20 protein-coding genes are annotated in these 17,778 nt (G+C 53.2%); 6 read left to right on the forward strand and 14 right to left on the reverse strand.

Annotated elements, in window-relative coordinates:
- Nucleotides 1-123: 123 nt before the first annotated feature.
- From ACE99V_RS13800 to ACE99V_RS13825, 6 genes are read right to left on the reverse strand one after another with little or no spacing between them, the layout of a single operon-like run.
- The gene (locus ACE99V_RS13800) at nucleotides 124-1,662 is read right to left on the reverse strand and encodes an acyl-CoA carboxylase subunit beta (RefSeq protein WP_400491681.1); all 1,539 of its coding nucleotides are present in this window, start codon (nucleotides 1,660-1,662) and stop codon (nucleotides 124-126) included.
- 34 nt (nucleotides 1,663-1,696) lie between these two features.
- Complete coding sequence (locus tag ACE99V_RS13805) at nucleotides 1,697-2,470, reverse strand: enoyl-CoA hydratase (protein ID WP_400491682.1); 774 nt, start codon at nucleotides 2,468-2,470, stop codon at nucleotides 1,697-1,699.
- A gap of 22 nt (nucleotides 2,471-2,492) precedes the next feature.
- The gene (locus tag ACE99V_RS13810; RefSeq protein WP_400491683.1) at nucleotides 2,493-3,392 is read right to left on the reverse strand and encodes a hydroxymethylglutaryl-CoA lyase; all 900 of its coding nucleotides are present in this window, start codon (nucleotides 3,390-3,392) and stop codon (nucleotides 2,493-2,495) included.
- Nucleotides 3,393-3,450: 58 nt separating this feature from the next.
- Nucleotides 3,451-3,663 carry a biotin/lipoyl-binding carrier protein gene (locus ACE99V_RS13815; protein ID WP_400491684.1) on the reverse strand — a complete coding sequence of 71 codons (213 nt, stop codon included), beginning with the start codon at nucleotides 3,661-3,663 and terminating at the stop codon, nucleotides 3,451-3,453.
- Nucleotides 3,664-3,690: 27 nt separating this feature from the next.
- On the reverse strand, nucleotides 3,691-5,034 hold the full coding sequence (locus tag ACE99V_RS13820) for an acetyl-CoA carboxylase biotin carboxylase subunit (protein ID WP_400491685.1): 1,344 nt from the start codon (nucleotides 5,032-5,034) through the stop codon (nucleotides 3,691-3,693).
- A 2-nt stretch (nucleotides 5,035-5,036) separates the two neighbouring features.
- Complete coding sequence (locus ACE99V_RS13825) at nucleotides 5,037-5,246, reverse strand: hypothetical protein (RefSeq protein ID WP_400491686.1); 210 nt, start codon at nucleotides 5,244-5,246, stop codon at nucleotides 5,037-5,039.
- A gap of 184 nt (nucleotides 5,247-5,430) precedes the next feature.
- Here ACE99V_RS13825 and ACE99V_RS13830 point away from each other — a divergent pair, with 184 nt between their 5' ends.
- The gene (locus tag ACE99V_RS13830) at nucleotides 5,431-5,898 is read left to right on the forward strand and encodes an N-acetyltransferase (protein ID WP_400491687.1); all 468 of its coding nucleotides are present in this window, start codon (nucleotides 5,431-5,433) and stop codon (nucleotides 5,896-5,898) included.
- 42 nt (nucleotides 5,899-5,940) lie between these two features.
- On the opposite strand, the gene ACE99V_RS13835 is transcribed toward ACE99V_RS13830, so the two are convergent.
- The 3 genes from ACE99V_RS13835 to ACE99V_RS13845 form a co-directional block, all read right to left on the reverse strand.
- The gene (locus tag ACE99V_RS13835; RefSeq protein WP_400491688.1) at nucleotides 5,941-6,576 is read right to left on the reverse strand and encodes an RsfA family transcriptional regulator; all 636 of its coding nucleotides are present in this window, start codon (nucleotides 6,574-6,576) and stop codon (nucleotides 5,941-5,943) included.
- Between the two features lie 144 nt (nucleotides 6,577-6,720).
- A complete protein-coding gene (locus tag ACE99V_RS13840) occupies nucleotides 6,721-7,479 on the reverse strand; it encodes an enoyl-CoA hydratase/isomerase family protein (protein ID WP_400491689.1) in 759 nt (252 codons plus the stop codon).
- 136 nt (nucleotides 7,480-7,615) lie between these two features.
- Complete coding sequence (locus tag ACE99V_RS13845; protein ID WP_400491691.1) at nucleotides 7,616-7,993, reverse strand: Spx/MgsR family RNA polymerase-binding regulatory protein; 378 nt, start codon at nucleotides 7,991-7,993, stop codon at nucleotides 7,616-7,618.
- 234 nt (nucleotides 7,994-8,227) lie between these two features.
- Here ACE99V_RS13845 and ACE99V_RS13850 point away from each other — a divergent pair, with 234 nt between their 5' ends.
- Nucleotides 8,228-8,938, forward strand: a complete 711-nt coding sequence (locus ACE99V_RS13850; protein ID WP_400491692.1) for a helix-turn-helix transcriptional regulator — start codon at nucleotides 8,228-8,230, stop codon at nucleotides 8,936-8,938.
- Nucleotides 8,939-9,050: 112 nt separating this feature from the next.
- On the forward strand, nucleotides 9,051-9,317 hold the full coding sequence (locus ACE99V_RS13855) for a DUF2626 domain-containing protein (protein ID WP_400491693.1): 267 nt from the start codon (nucleotides 9,051-9,053) through the stop codon (nucleotides 9,315-9,317).
- A 185-nt stretch (nucleotides 9,318-9,502) separates the two neighbouring features.
- On the opposite strand, the gene ACE99V_RS13860 is transcribed toward ACE99V_RS13855, so the two are convergent.
- Nucleotides 9,503-10,588, reverse strand: a complete 1,086-nt coding sequence (locus ACE99V_RS13860; protein WP_400491694.1) for a class I SAM-dependent methyltransferase — start codon at nucleotides 10,586-10,588, stop codon at nucleotides 9,503-9,505.
- Nucleotides 10,589-10,739: 151 nt separating this feature from the next.
- On the opposite strand from ACE99V_RS13860, the gene ACE99V_RS13865 reads away from it, so the two are divergent.
- On the forward strand, nucleotides 10,740-11,816 hold the full coding sequence (locus ACE99V_RS13865; protein WP_400491695.1) for a hypothetical protein: 1,077 nt from the start codon (nucleotides 10,740-10,742) through the stop codon (nucleotides 11,814-11,816).
- 10 nt (nucleotides 11,817-11,826) lie between these two features.
- Here the strand turns inward: ACE99V_RS13865 and ACE99V_RS13870 are convergent, their stop codons facing one another.
- Nucleotides 11,827-13,086 carry a CapA family protein gene (locus tag ACE99V_RS13870; protein ID WP_400491696.1) on the reverse strand — a complete coding sequence of 420 codons (1,260 nt, stop codon included), beginning with the start codon at nucleotides 13,084-13,086 and terminating at the stop codon, nucleotides 11,827-11,829.
- A 146-nt stretch (nucleotides 13,087-13,232) separates the two neighbouring features.
- The gene (locus ACE99V_RS13875) at nucleotides 13,233-13,883 is read right to left on the reverse strand and encodes an MBL fold metallo-hydrolase (protein WP_400491697.1); all 651 of its coding nucleotides are present in this window, start codon (nucleotides 13,881-13,883) and stop codon (nucleotides 13,233-13,235) included.
- A gap of 63 nt (nucleotides 13,884-13,946) precedes the next feature.
- Here ACE99V_RS13875 and ACE99V_RS13880 point away from each other — a divergent pair, with 63 nt between their 5' ends.
- Nucleotides 13,947-14,438, forward strand: coding sequence for a hypothetical protein (locus tag ACE99V_RS13880; RefSeq protein WP_400491698.1), 492 nt, complete (start codon nucleotides 13,947-13,949; stop codon nucleotides 14,436-14,438).
- Nucleotides 14,439-14,571: 133 nt separating this feature from the next.
- Here ACE99V_RS13880 and ACE99V_RS13885 read toward each other — a convergent pair whose 3' ends face one another.
- Both ACE99V_RS13885 and ACE99V_RS13890 read right to left on the reverse strand, forming a co-directional pair.
- Nucleotides 14,572-15,120 (reverse strand): hypothetical protein, encoded by a 549-nt coding sequence (locus ACE99V_RS13885; protein ID WP_400491699.1) that lies wholly within the window; start codon nucleotides 15,118-15,120, stop codon nucleotides 14,572-14,574.
- A 520-nt stretch (nucleotides 15,121-15,640) separates the two neighbouring features.
- Nucleotides 15,641-16,975, reverse strand: a complete 1,335-nt coding sequence (locus tag ACE99V_RS13890) for a PhoH family protein (RefSeq protein ID WP_400491700.1) — start codon at nucleotides 16,973-16,975, stop codon at nucleotides 15,641-15,643.
- Nucleotides 16,976-17,166: 191 nt separating this feature from the next.
- On the opposite strand from ACE99V_RS13890, the gene ACE99V_RS13895 reads away from it, so the two are divergent.
- Nucleotides 17,167-17,772, forward strand: coding sequence for a YhcN/YlaJ family sporulation lipoprotein (locus ACE99V_RS13895; protein WP_400491701.1), 606 nt, complete (start codon nucleotides 17,167-17,169; stop codon nucleotides 17,770-17,772).
- Nucleotides 17,773-17,778 lie beyond the last annotated feature (6 nt).

The raw sequence follows: 17,778 nt of genomic DNA on the forward strand, positions 1-17,778 counted from the left end.
CTTCGCCAGCCGTAGTAGCAGTATTGACAATATTTTCATTCATCAGTGATGCCGTGAACGCGGCATGGAAGTCTTATATACTTAGAATGGCTGCCGCCCATAACGGGAACGGCAGCCATGCAGTTATACCGGATAAACAGGATGCTTGCGGTCGGTAAAGACCTGCCGCTTGCTTAAGTAAACGTCAAAACGGTTGATCAATTCCCGCCGCAGTTCACCGGGCGGTACGATGCCATCCACGATCAGATTGGAGGCAAGCAGGTAAATGTCGATATCCTGCTGGTATTCACGCCGTTTTTCCATAATGAACGCCTGGCGCTCCTGGGGATCCTCGATTGCCTGGATCTTGTTGCTGTATACGGCATTGACCGCCGCTTCCGGACCCATGACGGCGATTTGCGCTCCCGGCAGCGCCAGGCAGGCATCCGGTTCAAATGCGGAGCTGGCCATCGCATAGAGTCCCGCCCCGTACGCTTTGCGAACAATGACAGAAATCTTCGGCACCGTCGCCTCCGCCATGGCGGAAATCATCTTCGCTCCGTGGCGGATAATGCCGGCACGTTCCACGGCGGTTCCGATCATAAAGCCGGGCACATCGGCGAGGAACAGAATCGGGATGTGAAAGGCGTCGCACAAGGTGATGAAGCGGGCCGCCTTATCTGCCGAGTCAACAAACAGGACGCCGCCTTTTACCCGCGGCTGATTGGCTACAATACCCACCGGCTTGCCGTCCAGCCTCGCCAAGCCGGTGACGATCTCAGGAGCGAACAGCTTCTTGATCTCAAAAAAGGAGCCTTCGTCCACCAGCGCATCGATAAAATCGTGCATGTTGAACGGCGCGTTTTGGTTTTCCGGCACGATCATCGCGATATCCTTGGCGTTTGCATTGGGAGCTTTTGGCTCTGCCGCCGGCGGTTTTTCCATATAGTTGCCCGGGAAGAAGCTGAGGTAACGGCGAGCCGCCTGAATCGCTTCCTCTTCGTTGGCCGCCAGCACGTCTCCGCAGCCGCTGACCGAGCAGTGCATGCGTGCCCCGCCAAGTTCCTCTAGCGTTACCTTTTCCCCGATGACCATTTCTGCCATGCGCGGGGATCCCAGGTACATGCTGGCGTTTTTATCCACCATGATGACGATGTCGCAGAACGCAGGTATGTACGCTCCTCCTGCGGCGGATGGACCAAATAATATGCAGATCTGCGGCACTTTTCCAGACAGTTTTACCTGGTTGTAAAAAATGCGGCCGGCTCCGCGCCGTCCGGGGAACATCTCCAGCTGATCCGTGATGCGCGCTCCCGCCGAGTCAACGAGGTAGATGAGCGGTACTCGCATCTTTTCCGCTGTTTCCTGGATCCGAATGATCTTCTCCACCGTGCGTGCTCCCCAGGAGCCAGCCTTGATGGTGGAGTCGTTCGCCATGACGCATACGGTCTGGCCGTTCACTTTTCCGATCGCAGTGACAACGCCGTCCGCCGGCAGATCACCGGCCATGAAGTTGGCAAACAGGCCGTCCTCTACCATGAATTCGTCGTCAAACAATAGCTTCAGCCGGTCGCGGACGAACAGCTTGTTTTGTTCCCTCAGCTTGGCGTGGTATTTTTCGTCGCCCCCTTTTTTCACCTGGGCGATTCGTTCACGCAAGGTATCTTCCAAATGATTGCTCATAACACGACCTCCTGTGTGCAGACATGCTGCGTTTCTACTCTCCGCGATACACGGGCTTTCGTTTTTGCTTAAAGGCTTCCAGTCCTTCCAGACGATCCTTGGTCGGAATCAGCACCTGATAGGCATTGCTCTCAATGGCCAATCCGGTGGCGAGATCCGCCTCCAGCCCAAAATCGATCGAGAACTTGGCCTGAGCCAATGCGATCGGGGCGTTGGCAGCAATCTCTTCCGCCAGTTCCATGGCGGTTGCCATCACTTCTGCTCCCGGTACCACACGGTTGACCAACCCGATGGCCAACGCTTCGTCCGCCTGCACACGGCGTGCGGTGAAGATCAGTTCTTTTGCCTTGCCTTTGCCGATCAGACGCGGCAGTCGCTGGGTTCCCCCCGCTCCCGGGATGATGCCTAGCGACGTCTCCGTCAATCCCATCTGCGCAGTCGCACTCATGACGCGAAGATCGCAGGCAAGCGCCAACTCCGTTCCTCCGCCCAGCGCCACCCCGTTGATCGCGGCGATGACCGGCTTCGGCAGCTTTTCCAATTCGCTGAAGGTATCGCGAATGGTACGGATGAACAGCTGCACCTGTTGTTCCGTCATGGTGCGCCGTTCCTTCAAATCGGCGCCGGCGCAAAAGGCCTTGTCGCCCGCACCAGTGACAATGAGCGCGCGCACCTCCTTGTCCAACACGATTTCGCCGATCAGACGGCGCATCGTTTGAAGCGTTTCAAGATTCAAGCAATTGTATACTTCCGGGCGTTCCAGTGTGAGGACGCCGATCTGTCCTTCTTTCCGATATTGAACCGTCATCGCCGCTTCCCCTCCGTTGCGGTTAGTTTGGGCACTTGCCGGCCAACTGCGCCTTCAGCACTTTGGACGGAAGCTCACGGCCCAATTGATGCTGGATATACGCTCCCGCTTCTGTTAGCCCGTCCAGGTCGACACCCGTTTCCAAACCCATGCCTGACAACATGTAAACCAGGTCTTCCGTTGAGATATTGCCTGCCGCTCCTGGGGCGTAGGGACATCCGCCAAGCCCGCCGATGGAACTGTCAAACGTGCGGATGCCTTCCTGCAGTGCGGCCGCTACATTGGCCAACCCCGTCCCGCGCGTATCGTGAAAGTGACCGGCCAAGCGCTCAGTCGTAACATCTTTCACAAGCGCGGCAAACGTCTCATGCACCTGCCTGGGCGTTGCCACGCCGATCGTATCGCCGATGGACACTTCATAAACACCCATCTTCAGCAGAGCATCCGTGACCCGCCGACTTTTGTCAAGCGGCACCTCGCCCTCGTACGGGCAGCCAAACACGGTAGAGACGTACCCTCGTACACGCATTCCCAGTGATCTCGCTTCGCGGACCACTTCTTCCAGCACCGGAAACGTCTCGTCAATCGTCTTGTTGATATTTTTTTGATTGTGGCTTTCACTGGCTGACATGAATACAGCCACTTCCTTAAGCCCGGTTTCCCTCGCCCGTTCCAACCCGCGCAGGTTGGGCACGAGCGCGCTGTACGTCACACCCGGCTGGGCAGACAAACCGTTCAGCACTTCAGCCGCATCGGCCAACTGGGGAATCCATTTCGGATTGACAAACGAGGTGGCCTCAATGCGCTTTAGCCCTGCCGCCGTCAATTTCTGGATCAGTTCGATCTTTACATCGGTCGGCACGATCTCCTTTTCATTCTGTAAACCGTCCCGCGGACCTACCTCCACAATGTGTACCTGCATGGAACCTATCTCCTCTCCTGCCAAACCTAGCGAGCGCTCAGTTTCCATCCAGAAAAAACTATTCGATAACCAGAATGACGTCCCCGTCGTTGACGAAATCACCGATGTTTACTTTCACTTCCGCCACTTTTCCTTCCGCTTCCGATTGGACAGGCACTTCCATTTTCATCGATTCCATCACGATCACGTCCTGTCCGGCGGATACGTGGTCACCTGCGTTTACCAATACGTTGATAACGGTTCCAGCCATGTTAGCGGTTACCTTTTTCATGTTACTCTCTCCTTTTTTCAACACGCTTTATTGGGATTGCTTCTTTCTGTCCTGCACGAATTGCGTGGTGTACATGCCCTGCTGGAACCGTTCATCCTGCAATACCTCCAGCAAGAACGGGATGTTGTTCTTGATTCCGGTAAGCGTAAATGCCTGCATGGCTTCGACGGCCCGCTCGATCGTTTCCTTCCGGTCAGCGCCGGAGACGATCACCTTGGCAATCATCGGATCGTAGAACGGCGTTACCTGCGTCCCTCTTTCCACCCCGTCATCGATGCGCACGTGTTCCATCTTTGGCGGTTGATACTGCTCGATTTTTCCCGGAGACGGCAGGAAGGTAACAGGATCTTCCGCGTACACGCGCAGTTCGATCGCGTGACGGAGAGCCTTCACATCAGACTGCTGCAGCGTAAGCGGTTGATGGCGGGCGACGTCCAGCTGCAAGGCCACCAGGTCGAGTCCGGTCATCTCTTCTGTCACAGGATGCTCCACCTGCAGACGCGTGTTCATCTCCAGAAAGAAAAAGTTTTTCCGATCGTCCATGATAAACTCCACTGTTCCCACGCCCGTGTAATCAACTGCACGGGCTGCCGCAACCGCTGCCTGGCAGATTTTCTCAAGGGTATCCGCGTCGAGGAACGGTGACGGGCTCTCCTCCAACACCTTTTGATGACGGCGCTGAATGGAACATTCACGCTCCAGGAGGTGAAGGACGTTTCCATGCTCGTCTGCGACAATCTGTACTTCTATATGATGCGGATTTTGCACATATTTCTCCAAAAACATCGTGTCATTGCCAAAATACGCTTTTGCCCTGCCTTTTGCCGACTGGAATGCCTGGCGAAGTTCTGCGTCGCTGTGACATACCTGCATGCCGATTCCGCCGCCTCCGGCACTTGCCTTCAGCATCACGGGATAGCCCATCTCGTTTGCCCGTTCCACTGCTTCATCCGCTGTCTCCATTTGGCCCTCAAAACCGGGTACGATCGGCACTCCGGCGTCACGCATGATTTTGCGGGCGGTAACCTTGTCTCCCATCTGGGCGATCACTTCCGGAGATGGCCCGATGAATGTCATACCCTCTTCCCGGCACCGCTTGGCAAACGCCGCATTTTCAGACAGCAGTCCGTAGCCGGGGTGAATCGCGTCAGCGCCGGTCGCTTTGGCGGCTGCAAGGATCGCTTCCATGTTCAAATAGCTCTGCGGGACTGGCGGGGGTCCGATGTGAACGGCTTCATCCGCCTCGCGGACAAACGGAAGATCCTTGTCCGCTTCCGAATAAACGGCTACCGTCGCCAGTCCTTGAGCGCGGCAGGTGCGGATGATGCGTCGGGCGATTTCTCCCCGGTTTGCGATTAGCACTTTACGCATAATTACTCTCCCTTCATCGTGGCGATGCTACGTCGAGTTACTTCCCTGCGAAGCCACATCCAGGTGCCCGCAGGGTGCTTCATCGTGGCGATGCTACGTCGAGTCACTTCCCCGCGAAGCCACATCCAGGTGCCCGCAGGGTGCTTCATCGTGGCGATGCTACGTCGAGTCACTTCCCTGCGAAGCCACAAAAAGCGTCGGAATACTTTCATTACTCCCTATTTTGCCACGACTGTTTCGATAGTTCTAGGATAATTTTTAAAAATCTTCCATGCAAGCGAAATCATTTCCTTAAAACTCCGTTGGAACAAATAGAGCATTTGCAACCTTTATTGTGTATAATGAAAGGAAAGAAATGATGAAACGTTAAGCGTCCCGGGAGGAGTGGCATCATTTATGTATGAAGTAAAACGTTTACGCATCAACTACAAGACGCTGGAGGAGTTTCAAGCATTCCGCGAATTTGGCCTGGAGGAACTCTCCATGAAGGAGGACCTGGAGGCAAATATCGTGGAAAACGATTCCGACTCACCGTTTTACGGCATTTACCACAACGAACGTCTGGTTGCCCGGATGAGCCTGTACAAGATCGACGGCAAGTACGACCGCTATTTCCAACCGGCACAGGACTATTATGAACTCTGGAAGCTTGAGGTTTTGCCTGACTACCGCGGGAAGGATTACGGCACCGCTCTTGTGAACCATGCAAAAAGCTTCGGAGCCCCGATCAAGACCAACTCCCGCTGCCGTGCCGACGAATTTTGGCTGAAAATGGGCTTTACCCCTGTGAAGTACAACCCGATCCGCGACCGCGGCGAAAACCCGTACGTGTGGCTTCCACAGGGTGTCGGATTGCAAGAGTAATACAAAAAGAAGCGGAATGATCCGCTTCTTTTCTGTTTACGCCTATTTTTCCACCCGTTCAAGATTTCCGTTGGAGTCCATTTTAAAGATCGGCTTCGGGGCGCCTTCTTCCTGCAGGAAGACCAGCTTGCGAGCGCGGTCCATGATTTGCACCAGGGCCTTGTAGTCGTCATTCACTCCCCGGACCGCCTCCAACTCCTTTTTCATCTTTTGGTTGACCTCTCTTAATTCTTTCATCTCCGATTCTTTTACTTCCATCTCATGTTCAAGCTGCTTCAATCGGCGTATGGTCTCCTTCTGGTTCAAAAGAAGCTTGATCACGGCTTCAATCTGCTGCTCCTCGTCCGCAACCGCAGCCGCCGCTTGCACTTCAGCCGTCTGGACACTTCGCTGCACCTCAACGTTCTCCACGCCCAGTTCTGGCGTTTGCACGGGCAGTCGTCCCAGCTTTTTCAACTGCTGCCTTTGGCCCTTGGCGATGGCAATCGCTGCATCGTATCGCTTGCGCACCGAACTGTTCCAGCGAAATCCGCAAGCAGCGGCAGTCCGCCCCAACCGCTGTCCTACCTCTTCAAAAGCAGCAAGCTGTGTTCCGCCTTCGCGAATATGGCGCAACGTTACTTCTGCCAGTACCAAATCGTCGTCCTCTGTCCACGCGTCCTGTCTGGAAGCTACCATATGTGATGTCCCTCCCGTAACCTTTAAAGGATGATGTAGTTCATCCTATGCATACTCCTACTCTCGTAGAATCGCTTTCTACTAGAAAAAGTATGTCCAAGCTACGAAATGTTTAAACGGGAGGAACCTGCGCAGCAAGCAGAACTATCCCTTGCGAAGAAAGCGCTGAACCACTCTTACGTGCTCGTCGCTGCCCCAGAGGTCAGCGCACTGCTCGATTTCCCGTCGGATCCGCTCGGCCTGGCTCATCCCGGCACGCTTCCACTGCAGCATCCGCATGTACGCCTGGATGCCTTCCAGCGGCTGGGCCGCGATCTTGCCGGCGAAGCGGTACACTTCTTCCTGAAGACACTCCGGCTGGTACAGCCCGTCGATAAAACCGATCTGTTCCGCCTGTTTGGCATCAAAGCGTTCGCCTGTCAACAGCAAAGCCAGCGCACGGGATTCCGGCAACTTGTCCAACAATCGGGTTCCGCCGCCCCAGCCTGTGGTGATGTGCATCCCGATTTGGACAAAGCCGAACACGGCGTTTTCACTGGCGAACCGGAAGTGGCAGGCGGCGGCAAACTCGCAGCCTCCCCCCAGCGCAGCGCCGTTGATCATGGCGATCGTCGGCTTGGTCATGGCATCGATTGCGGTGAGCAACTCCCCTGCCTTAGTCAGCAAGGGAAGCGACTGTTCCTTGCCCCGTACGGCGATAAACTGTTCCAGATCGCCCCCGGAAATAAAGCTGGAACCGGACCCGGTTATGACCAGGACTTTTACCTGCGAATCCTGCCTGCACGCATCCAACACAAGATGCAGCTCATCCACCATCTCCAGGCTGAGCGCGTTGCGAACATGCGGCCGATCCAGTGTAACGACTGCCATTCCTTCCCTTTTTTCCAACCGTACGGTGTTCACTTGCCTCCATCCTCCCCACCGAATGACATTTCTTCTTCATTCTAACGTCCGGACAGGCAAGAAAAAAGAGAAGCGTATTTTCGCTCCCCAAGGTGTCGAGAAGGTGGCTGCAGTGGAAGAAAGCACGTGATCGTGGTTAAGACAAAAGATTTTTCATAGCCGACTGGTTGTAGCCGATGATCAGTTGTTCCCCGTTGGTCAGAATTGGCCGTTTCAACAGCTGCGGCTCCTCGCTTAGCATTTCCAGAAGCTCGCTGACGGTCATGTCGTTGATGTCTACCTCAAGGTTTCGAAAACGCTGGCTGCGCGTAGACAGGATTTCATCCATCCCGTTCGTTGTCATTTTGATGATTTCCAACAGCTCTTCAGCGGTTGGCGGATTTTTGAACAAGTGCCGTTCCTCGTATGTAACTCCGTTCTCCGCAAGCCAGGCTTTGGCTTTGCGACAGGATGTGCAGCTGGGATAAGTAAAAAACGTCAACTTCTGAGTTTGGTTTTTTTGTGCAACCGCCATTTGCTATCCCTCCCATCTATTTATGAGAAACTTTCATTTGGTAAGCTAATATACAATCATTTCCTACTGGGATTATAAAATTGACATTAACACTATGTCAATAGTAGTAAATATATAAAATACCCCATAATCAGCCGTTTGCACACTTCAAGCTTAACAACCAGCCAAAAATCGGCTAAACTAAATGTGATTTCCACTTGATACGACACCAGAAATAGAAAAGGGGGTACCGGCTTGGTTTACGATGCACAGAAAGTTACAAGCGCTTTGGCTGACCCCACCCGTTATTCCATATACCAGTACGTCGCCTCCAGCAAGGATCCCATTACCGTGCAAGAGGTTGCCGAACACTTTTCCATCCATCCAAACGTCGCCCGGCTGCATCTGAGCAAACTGGAAGATGTCCATTTACTGAAATCGATTTCCGACAAAACCGGTAAGGGAGGCAGACCAAGCCGACTCTACATGCTGTCGGACCAGGTCGTCAGCCTTCAGTTTCCGCCCCGCGATTACCAGCTGTTGGCTGATATTGCCATTGAGAGCTTGCTTTCTCTGGGTGAAGCGGGCGAGATGGCTCTGATCAAAATGGGGCACCGTCTCGGGATGGAGATGGCGAAACGATCGATGAAGGAATACCCGTTGGATTTGAACAGCAGTTCGTTTGAAGAAAAACTGGCTCACATCAACAGGCTGGTGGTCGCCCAGGGACTAAAGCCCGATATTGAACATGTGAGTGACAACTGCCTCCGCTTCCGCGTGTACAATTGCACCTTTTCCGAAACAGCCAAGCGTTTTTCCAGCAGCGTCTGCAAAATGCACAATGCTCTGTTGACGGGAATATTTGAGGCGTACTTTGGAAACATTGAATTACGAGAAGAGGAGTCCATGCTCGGTGGTTGCAAATCCTGCAATTATACGGTCATCCACATTCCCCAGACCGTCTAAAACTCGTCATAAATCCGTCATACCTTCCCGTTTACACACCTGTCCGTGTCCGATATAATGGGGAAGGAATCTTGAAAATCTTGCCGATATGCTGTTAAAAGGAGGGATTCAGATGGATCGCATGTACCGCGTGCTCGGCTTTTGGACGCTCGTGATCGCACTGATGGCGTTCTGGGGAAAATTGTTCCCGATGGCGCTTTTGTTCTTTGGTTTGACTGCCTTCTTCGTAGCTCTCAGCTACATGAACCTGTCTGAAAGAGCGTACCTGAACATCTTCTTCGGTTTCATGTTCATCTCTTTCGTAGGATTTACCTACTACACGTTCTTTTTGATGCCGGTAGGTACCCAAGAGCATTCCTTGCTGCAAATGATTCTGTAATAAAAAAACCCACCCGGCATTAGCTATTCTCACCCCACTCGGCGGTAGCTATCGCTGAGCCGAGTGGGGTCCCTTTTTTCGCCGGGCGGGGCCCCGAACACTTTTCTAGCGGCTGTATGGGAGGTCCAAATTTATAAATTCTTATACAGTAAAAAAAGATGCTCTTTGATACAGAGCATCTTTTTTTATTTGGTCTGGATCAACACCCGGAACATACCGCCCAAGCCGCCGGGGTAAATCAGCTGCTGGATCGCGCGGTTGCGCTTCATCGCTTCGCTGGTGAAGGGATCCGTATCGGTATGTGCCACCGCTTTTTCCAGAATGCCGTTCCGGATGAGAAACTGATCCTGCCGCATGTATTCAAGGGTTCCCAGACCGACTTCCATTCCCCACTTCATCAGGGCGCTAAAGTTGACATGTGCGGTGATATCTTTCTCCCCCACCCTTTCATAGGGATTGTCATCGGCCGTATGGCGATGGTAGCACATCAGCGTACCGCGCTTTCGGCTGGGATGATACAGTTCCTCTTCCGTGTCCCCGTAGTCAATGGTGATGACCGCCCCTCGGAGAAGCAATCGTGAGACGTCAGCAATCGCCTGCCTCATCCCCAGATTGACCTCGATCCGCATACCTGCGGGCAGCTTCAGTTTGGCGCTGTGCAAATACTCTGCCAGCTCGGGTGTCAAGTTCCCGATCTGTTCCGCAAAGCCCTCATCCTGACCCGTTACCCATACCTCTCTCCAACCGCTCGCCGTTTTCTCCGCCAGGTGCACCGGAAAAGCGTCCAGCCATTCGTTGGACAGCACGACACCTTCCACCCGTTCGCAATCAGCAGCTTCCTTCAGGGAGGAGTAGAGGTTCACACGGCCGGCAAACCCGCGCAGGGCCTCAGCCTGCAGACGGCGATGGTAGGGACTTGTCTCGATCAAAATCAGCTTCAAGCGGTGACAGAGATCAGGCGCCGTCTGTTCCATCCGCGTTGTGATGTGTTTGGCCAGCATGCCCGTTCCTCCGCCAATTTCCACAAGCGTCGGGTTTGCTATCTGTTGTGCCCGGACGATGTCTATGATCTTGTCGGCCAGGGTCTCGGCAAACACAGGATGAACCGAAGCGCTGGTGAAAAAGTCGCCCTCTTTCCCCACTTTTGGCCGTTCTGAGGTGTAGTAGCCGAACTGCGGGTGGTACAGGGCCAACTCCATAAACCGGACAAACGGGATGGCATTCTGTTCGTTTTGTTCCATTTCCTCGCGTATGATTGAAGTCAATTCCATAAACCTATTCTCCTGTGATCCCCAAATGTGGTAGTGTAAGGCTATAATTACACGGCAGCAACATACAATGTAAAGAGGAGTCTCCCAATTGGATGCCCCCGCATTTTACCATTTGACTCCCTATCCAATCAAGAAAGCAAAAGGTGAAACTATGCGCAATGGCCTACTGATCCTGCTCGTTCTTTCGCTGACGCTCTTTCCGTTCACGGCAAGTGCCCAGGAGGGGCTTCCTCTGGAACAGCTGATTCTGCAGCAGCACTTCACACAAAAGGAGCTGGAGCGCACTCTCACGCTGATTAAAGAGGAAGAGGGCCGGCTGCAGGCAGATATAGCCCGGTTGGACCTGGAGCTTGCGCGACAGAAGCTGGTGATGGAAGCGATGCGGCGGCACGCCGGCGACGTAGCCCGTGCCTACTATACCGGCGAACGCGTCTCCCTGCTTTCCCTGCTGTTTGATACGGAAAATTTCAGCAATTTGTTATTGTTGGTTGATTTTCTCCAACTGTTATATCAGCGCGACATGTCCAAACTGGAGGCGTACCAGGCGGAACGGACCAAAGCGGCCGTGCTGCAGACAGACAAGCAGACTCGACTGGTCGCGCTGCAGGAACTGCGCGCCAACTACGAACAGCAGCTGGCTGAGATGCTGGCCATTCAGGCGGAAAAAGAACAGAACGTGAAAAAACTGTCCGATTCCACCAGCGTCGAATCGCTGATGGACCATCTGGTTGTGGATTGGCGCAACCGCGGACTCCCCGCTTTTCAGACCTTTTTTGGCATGCTGGCCAATGTCATGTCGCAAATTCCGGAGTTGGCCACGCCGGAACGGATTCAATCGGAGAGCTTGTTCTCCCACACATTTACGATCAGGCAGCAAGACTTTAACCAGTTCCTTGTGTCCAAGGACGAACTGTTCAAGCAATCCCATTTTCAGTTTGACAACAATCAGTTGATCGTCGACGGCACGTACGACCACATGCGCCTGCGGATCGTCGGCAACTACGAATTGGTGTCGCCCAAACAGTTGAAATTCCACATCAATCAGCTCTATTTTGACGGTTTTGCCCTTCCGCAGTCTACGATTGAAGAAATGGAAAAAGCGTACGATCTCGGCTTTTATCCGGAGCTGATTTCCCCCAACATTCAGGTGGAGGGGATCACCATGGCCAATGAAGAGCTGAAGCTGCAACTGAAGATTCATCTGCCTTTTGGATTCGGCAAAAAATAACAGCCAGCATTCAGCTGGCTTTCTTTTTTGCGGTGAGCGACAGGACATGAACGGTCATCTCTTTGTACAGGCGTTTCAAATAGGCAAGCAAATCCTTCGTCAGCATCGGATCCTTGGTGACATTCACGGCCTGCAGCGTCTGCGGCAGCGGATAAACGACGTACTTCCGCTTGCCGTCTTTTCGATAGTAGTGAACATACGTGGGGATCAACTCCGCCGACTCCAGTTTGGCTTCTCCTGTCGCCCGCTTGACAAGCGTCAGCTTCAAAATGGCTCCGACGTCCTTGTAGTCCCGCCGCTGTGCGGAGATGAAATTGCCGAGGGAGTACGCCACGAATCCCGTATGCTGCTGACCGTTTTCCAATGTGACAGTCCGCCATTCGTAAGGCTGAACGACATGCGGGTGGGCGCCGAGAATGAGGTCTGCCCCGTACTGCAGACAGAGATCGGCGATGGTTCGCTGGCTGTCGTTGGGCATTCGCTGGTACTCGGCACCGAAGTGGAGAGCCACTGCCACAAAATCGGCTCCCAACGCTCTCGCCCTCGCAATATCCTGCTTGATCAGCTGCGGCTGGATCAGGTTGACGAGATACGGCTTTCCTTTCGGTATGGGAATCCCGTTGGTTCCGTAGGTATACGCAAGGACTGCCAGAGTGATGCCGTCTTTTTCCAAAAAGAGCGGCTCGTCTCGCTCTGATGGATTGCGAAACGTACCGGTATGGGCCAATCCTGCACGATCCAGATGCTCGATGGTTTTCAGCACCCCGGCTTCCCTGCGGTCCAACGAGTGGTTGTTGGCCGTAGTCACAGCGGTGAAGCCGGCTTGTTTCAAAGTGAGCGCCAGCGATTCCGGTGTATTGAACTCCGGATAGCCTGTATAGCGGGAAGCGCTGCCGCTCAACGTGGTCTCCAGATTGCCGATGACCCAATCCGCTTCTTGAAAAATCGGGGTCACTTTGCTGAAAAAGGGGGCAAAGTCATACGTTTTGCTCTTGGCATCCCAAGCCGCCTCCAGCTGTTCCTGATGAACCATGATGTCGCCTACGGCCATCAGTGTCACTTTGATGTCTTGTGGCGGAACCAAAGGAGGGTCTTCCGGTTTGGACGGTACCTGTGAAGGAATTTCCGTTGTTGTCTGCACTGGGGTAGTCGCTGCGACAGGGGTTTGAACGGACGTCTGCTCCTTCTTTGTCATTGCAGCGTTGGAGCAGCCAATGATCCCGCTGCATAATCCCATGAGCATCACTACAGAAACACATTTCTGAATCATGAAAATAATCCCCTTTTTCTTAACACGGATCCTCCTTTCTTCTCCATCAATCGACATGAATCCTGTTCCTGCAAAAAGAAAAAGAAGAGAAGCTGTGGCCTCTCTTCTTTTCATAGGTTCGCCGTCTTTAGATGCGCTGAATCTTGTCAGCGCAGCATACCGGTAACAAAGGGATTGTAGGTTTTCTCGGTTTCAATCGTCGTCTTTGGCCCATGGCCCGGGTAGACAATCGTGTCGTCTTCCAATTCGAACAGTTTGTCCTGAATGCTGATCATCAGGGTTTCGTAGTCGCCCCCGGGCAGATCGGTACGGCCAATGCTCTGCGCGAACAAGACGTCTCCGCCAAAGCAGTGCTGTCCCAACACGAACGAACAGCTCCCGGGAGAGTGGCCTGGCGTGTGCATGACCTGAATGTGAAAGCCTGCCAGCAGCAGAGTTTGCCCCTCCGCCAATTCGTACTCAGCCGGCTGGCACATGATCGGTTCCGTGATGGAAGGCCACCGCGATGAACCGTTCAAGTCTGGATTGGTCAACCAACTCTGCTCCAACGAATGAATGTATACCGGAGCATGGGTGAGCTCCCTCACCTGGTTTAACCCGCCGATGTGATCGAGATGGGCATGGGTAAGCAGGACAGCTACTACGTTTTTCCCTTCCAGATGGCGAAGGAGCGAATCCGGCTGCATGCCCGGGTCAATCACGATGGTCTCTCCCGTCTCAGTGTTGGTGAGGACGTAGGCGTTCGTCTGAAACGGTCCTAACGCAAACGAGCGAATGGATAGGTGTTCTGGCGTCATGGGAACCTCCTGTTTACATATGGTATGATGGTAGAAAATCCGGCTTGGACTGAGGTGAGTATCATGCGACGTATGTACGGTGTTGAAATGCAGGCGCCTGTCGGAAAACTCCCAGGCTTCTATGCACAAGTCATACATAAAATCGGGGACAATGTCAATGTGTTCGATCGCGATCAGCAATTACTGATTGTAGAAAGCGAGGAACAGCGGGCAAAGCTGACGGAGATTTTGGAGAAGGCAAAGATGCTCGGTGAAACGTTTGAACTGTTACTGCTGCCGGTTGAAAGTGAATTTCAGGATATCACGGACTTCGGATTTACCAGTCAGGACGGCAATCCCTATCTCTACGCCGATCATGTATCCGTCTTTCGCCTGAATGCCGGAACCGAGGAAGATCGCTGGGCCGCTCTGGAACAGATGAAGGAGCATGTGCTTGTCAGCATTCCTTCCTCTGATGGCTCTCCTACCCTCATCATAGACAAAAATGAGAAAGAGTTGATGGAGGGAATCGCCCGAGCTTATCGTGTATCCATGCAATGGGTAGACCTGGATTAAGCCCGGCTTTACCCACTCGGCGAAAGCTACCGCTATGCCGAGTGGGATCCCTTTCTGGTGCCGGCTGAGGCCCCGAACACGAAAAAAGATGCCTGAGACCATCATCAGGCATCTTTATTTGTAAACATGCCGATTACTGTACCGGATCAAACCGGAAACCGATTACCTTGTTGTCGTGAACGGAGAATAAGATCTGATACTTGCTTCCCTTGTAGATCATCTCTTTCCCGACCGTTGTTTCTCCGTACAGCTTTTTCACCTGTTCGACCGAGTCGTATAAAGCGACGCCCCGGTTGGTTTTAAATTGAGGCGCATCCTGCTCTGAAACTCCGCCGAGAATAATCGATTCCAATACGCCGTTTCGCACCTTTATCAACATCTGCGCCCGGTCGATCAAGATCATGCCCATCACCACAGTGCCTTTCCCTTCGGCAAGCTGCTCCAAGGTGTAGCTTTCTCTTGTGACGGCGTCCATAAAATCGTATTTGGTTGGCTTCAATACGTCCATAGCTTCCTTAATTCCCTGTCCCAGGTAAATGCCGCGCACTCCGTACTCCTGCGGATTTTCCGGATCAAACGCATCGCCCAACTGACCTTGCCCCGCATGGGAAGAAGTGCAAGCCCCGAGGAGCAGAACGACCGCAAGCAACAGCATCATCCAATGGCTTTTATATCCTTTCATCGTGCTCTCCTTTTTCTGCGATTCATTACACCGCTATCTTATACCAGGAGAGGACAGGGGGCAAGTAACAACCCACCCGGCAATAGCTATCCTCGACCCACTCGGCGTTAGCTATCGCTGTGCCGAGTGGGGTCCCCTTCTTCGCCGGGCGGGGCCCCGAACACTTTTCTAGCGGCTGTATGGGATGTAAAGAAAACCCAGCCGACTTAAGCGATCGCTGGTGTCGGCTGGGGCCCCGAACAATATACACTAAAGAAAACCGCCCCCAATAAGGGAGCGGCCGATATCGAGCCCGAGTGTTTTGGGGTGCTACCGATTTGTCTCTTTGGCACTTCAACCTCCGTAAACAGAGTCGGCTACCTAAAGAGTACGGCTTCCGCCAATCCGACTGACGTCGTGTTCGTGATCATGACCATCCACGGTTCTTCGCCTCCTGTGGGCTTGCGCCGTTGACTTGCTTGATCACCGGGCTCGATGACCATAGTATGACCGGATTTCGTATCGTTATGCGCACTGATTTTTACAGCAGGTCGGCAGCCAGCTGCGCCAAAACGCTGCGCTCTCCTTTCTCCAGCTTGATGTGGCCGGCGAGCTTTTGATCTTTAAACATCTCAACGACATAGGTCAATCCGTTGTTGCTTTCATCCAAATACGGGTGATCGATCTGTTCCGGGTCCCCCATCAACACAATTTTGGATCCTTCGCCGACACGGGTCAAAATGGTTTTTACTTCATGTTTGGTCAGGTTTTGCGCTTCGTCGATGATAATGAACTGTCCGGGAATGGAGCGCCCCCTAATGTAGGTGAGCGCTTCGACCTGAATGCTTCCCATGCCGGCCAGTATTTTGTCCAGATCGCCAGGCTTCTTCGTGTTGAACAAATATTCCAAATTATCGTAAATCGGCTGCATCCACGGCCTTAGCTTTTCTTCCTTCTCGCCGGGGAGAAAGCCAATGTCTTTTCCTAACGGAACGATGGGTCGGGCCACCAACAGCTTCTTGTACTTCTGCAAGTCTTCAATTTGCAGAAGTCCTGCAGCAAGCGCCAGGAGCGTCTTCCCTGTTCCCGCCTTGCCCGTCATGGTCACCAGCGGGATATCGTCTCGCAGCAGCAGTTCGGTTGCCATCCGCTGCTGTACGTTACGGGCTTTGATTCCCCAAATGGGATCATCATCGGCTACGAGCATTTCCAGCGTTTTTCCCTCCTGATCCACTTTGCCAATGGCGGAAATGGAGGGGTTGCATTCGTCTTTCAGAACCAAAAATTGATGCGGATAAAAGCGATCGTTTGGGAAATGGGTGGAAAGAATCATTCTTCGATTGGCGTAATAGCCCTTGATGAGATCCGAGGCAACCATCCTCTTCTGATATCCGGGGTAAATGCTGGAGTACTCGCCAACGACACGGTCGGAAAGGAAGTCCTCCGCCTTTAACCCCAAAGCGTCTGCCTTTACGCGCATGAGCGCATCCTTGCTGACGAGGATGACCGGCCGCGGGGTGGGAGTAAGATTTTCTTCCTCCTGCAGGTTTATGGCTACCGCGAGGATCCGGTTGTCGTTGGACATTTCGTGGAACTGCTTTTGCAGCTTGTGAAGCGAGGAGTGGTTAAGCTCTACGCGAAACAGCCCGCCCGTTTGAAGGAGGATGCCCTGGTGCAGCTGTCCCAGCTCGCGAAAGCTGTCCAATAGCCTGGAGACGTGTCTGGCATTTCGTCCGATTTCATCCATGTAGCGTTTTTTTGAATCAATCTCTTCCAATACCACGGCGGGGATGATGATCTCGTTGTCTTCGAAGGAGAATATCGCCCGTGGATCTTGCAGGAGTACGTTCGTGTCCAGTACGTAGATTTTTTTCAAAATCTCGCCTCCTATTACCCATCTTATATAGCTTATGCAAATACGGTAAGGATGCTAAATGCCTTAAGGCGATGTAATAAAAGTGTATGACGGGTAGAAAGGATATAGACGATGCGGTTTTTCGAATGAAAACGGGGCAGGAGGACAACAATACACCTAACCTGTGTCCAGAAGATCAACGGAAAAGGAGAATGATTGTGAATCGCTTTCGTGTGATTGGGCTCACCATACTGCTGCTTACAGCCTGTCAGCCTGCGAACAAGCCGCCCGCCAACCAGGCGGCCCCTCAACCAAACCAACCGGTGCCACATACCCAGCGCGTTCAGCAAACGGCTCCACAGCCGCAATACAACCAATCGCCGCAGGCCACTGCCAACCGTCTCGTCCAGCTTGCCTCCCGCGTGAAGAACGTTAACGACGCCACCGCTGTCGTCATCGGGAAATGGGCAGTCGTAGGAATTGATGTCAACGCACATTTGGACCGGCCGGAAGTAGGAGTAATCAAGTACTCTGTGGCTGAAGCGTTAAAGGAGGACCCGCAGGGAGCCAACGCGATCGTAACAGCCGACCCGGATATTGTGCAGCGACTGCGGGAAATGTACGCCGATATTCAGAACGGGCGGCCGATTGCCGGTTTTGCCGAAGAACTGGCCGACATCGTCGGTCGCCTGATTCCGCAATTGCCCCGTGAGGTGAAAAAGCGGGAAGAAGCGCCGTCCAAAGAAAATGAACAGCGCATCAACAAAAGTAACCGCTCCAATCCGGAAGGCAACAATAAAATTCCGGTCAACAGATAGTAAAGC

This window comes from Brevibacillus soli, from assembly GCF_044759095.2.
Classification (GTDB): Bacteria; Bacillota; Bacilli; order Brevibacillales; family Brevibacillaceae; genus JBIYSM02.

Excerpts from the sequence above, each read along its gene's own strand:
- ACE99V_RS13800 (WP_400491681.1), bottom strand. The coding sequence starts at position 1,662 with ATGAGCAATCATTTGGAAGATACCTTGCGTGAACGAATCGCCCAGGTG.
- ACE99V_RS13805 (WP_400491682.1), bottom strand. The coding sequence starts at position 2,470 with ATGACGGTTCAATATCGGAAAGAAGGACAGATCGGCGTCCTCACACTG.
- ACE99V_RS13810 (WP_400491683.1), bottom strand. The coding sequence starts at position 3,392 with ATGCAGGTACACATTGTGGAGGTAGGTCCGCGGGACGGTTTACAGAAT.
- ACE99V_RS13815 (WP_400491684.1), bottom strand. The coding sequence starts at position 3,663 with ATGAAAAAGGTAACCGCTAACATGGCTGGAACCGTTATCAACGTATTG.
- ACE99V_RS13820 (WP_400491685.1), bottom strand. The coding sequence starts at position 5,034 with ATGCGTAAAGTGCTAATCGCAAACCGGGGAGAAATCGCCCGACGCATC.
- ACE99V_RS13825 (WP_400491686.1), bottom strand. The coding sequence starts at position 5,246 with ATGAAAGTATTCCGACGCTTTTTGTGGCTTCGCAGGGAAGTGACTCGA.
- ACE99V_RS13830 (WP_400491687.1), top strand. The coding sequence starts at position 5,431 with ATGTATGAAGTAAAACGTTTACGCATCAACTACAAGACGCTGGAGGAG.
- ACE99V_RS13835 (WP_400491688.1), bottom strand. The coding sequence starts at position 6,576 with ATGGTAGCTTCCAGACAGGACGCGTGGACAGAGGACGACGATTTGGTA.
- ACE99V_RS13845 (WP_400491691.1), bottom strand. The coding sequence starts at position 7,993 with ATGGCGGTTGCACAAAAAAACCAAACTCAGAAGTTGACGTTTTTTACT.
- ACE99V_RS13855 (WP_400491693.1), top strand. The coding sequence starts at position 9,051 with ATGGATCGCATGTACCGCGTGCTCGGCTTTTGGACGCTCGTGATCGCA.
- ACE99V_RS13860 (WP_400491694.1), bottom strand. The coding sequence starts at position 10,588 with ATGGAATTGACTTCAATCATACGCGAGGAAATGGAACAAAACGAACAG.
- ACE99V_RS13865 (WP_400491695.1), top strand. The coding sequence starts at position 10,740 with ATGCGCAATGGCCTACTGATCCTGCTCGTTCTTTCGCTGACGCTCTTT.
- ACE99V_RS13870 (WP_400491696.1), bottom strand. The coding sequence starts at position 13,086 with ATGATTCAGAAATGTGTTTCTGTAGTGATGCTCATGGGATTATGCAGC.
- ACE99V_RS13875 (WP_400491697.1), bottom strand. The coding sequence starts at position 13,883 with ATGACGCCAGAACACCTATCCATTCGCTCGTTTGCGTTAGGACCGTTT.
- ACE99V_RS13880 (WP_400491698.1), top strand. The coding sequence starts at position 13,947 with ATGCGACGTATGTACGGTGTTGAAATGCAGGCGCCTGTCGGAAAACTC.
- ACE99V_RS13885 (WP_400491699.1), bottom strand. The coding sequence starts at position 15,120 with ATGAAAGGATATAAAAGCCATTGGATGATGCTGTTGCTTGCGGTCGTT.
- ACE99V_RS13895 (WP_400491701.1), top strand. The coding sequence starts at position 17,167 with ATGATTGTGAATCGCTTTCGTGTGATTGGGCTCACCATACTGCTGCTT.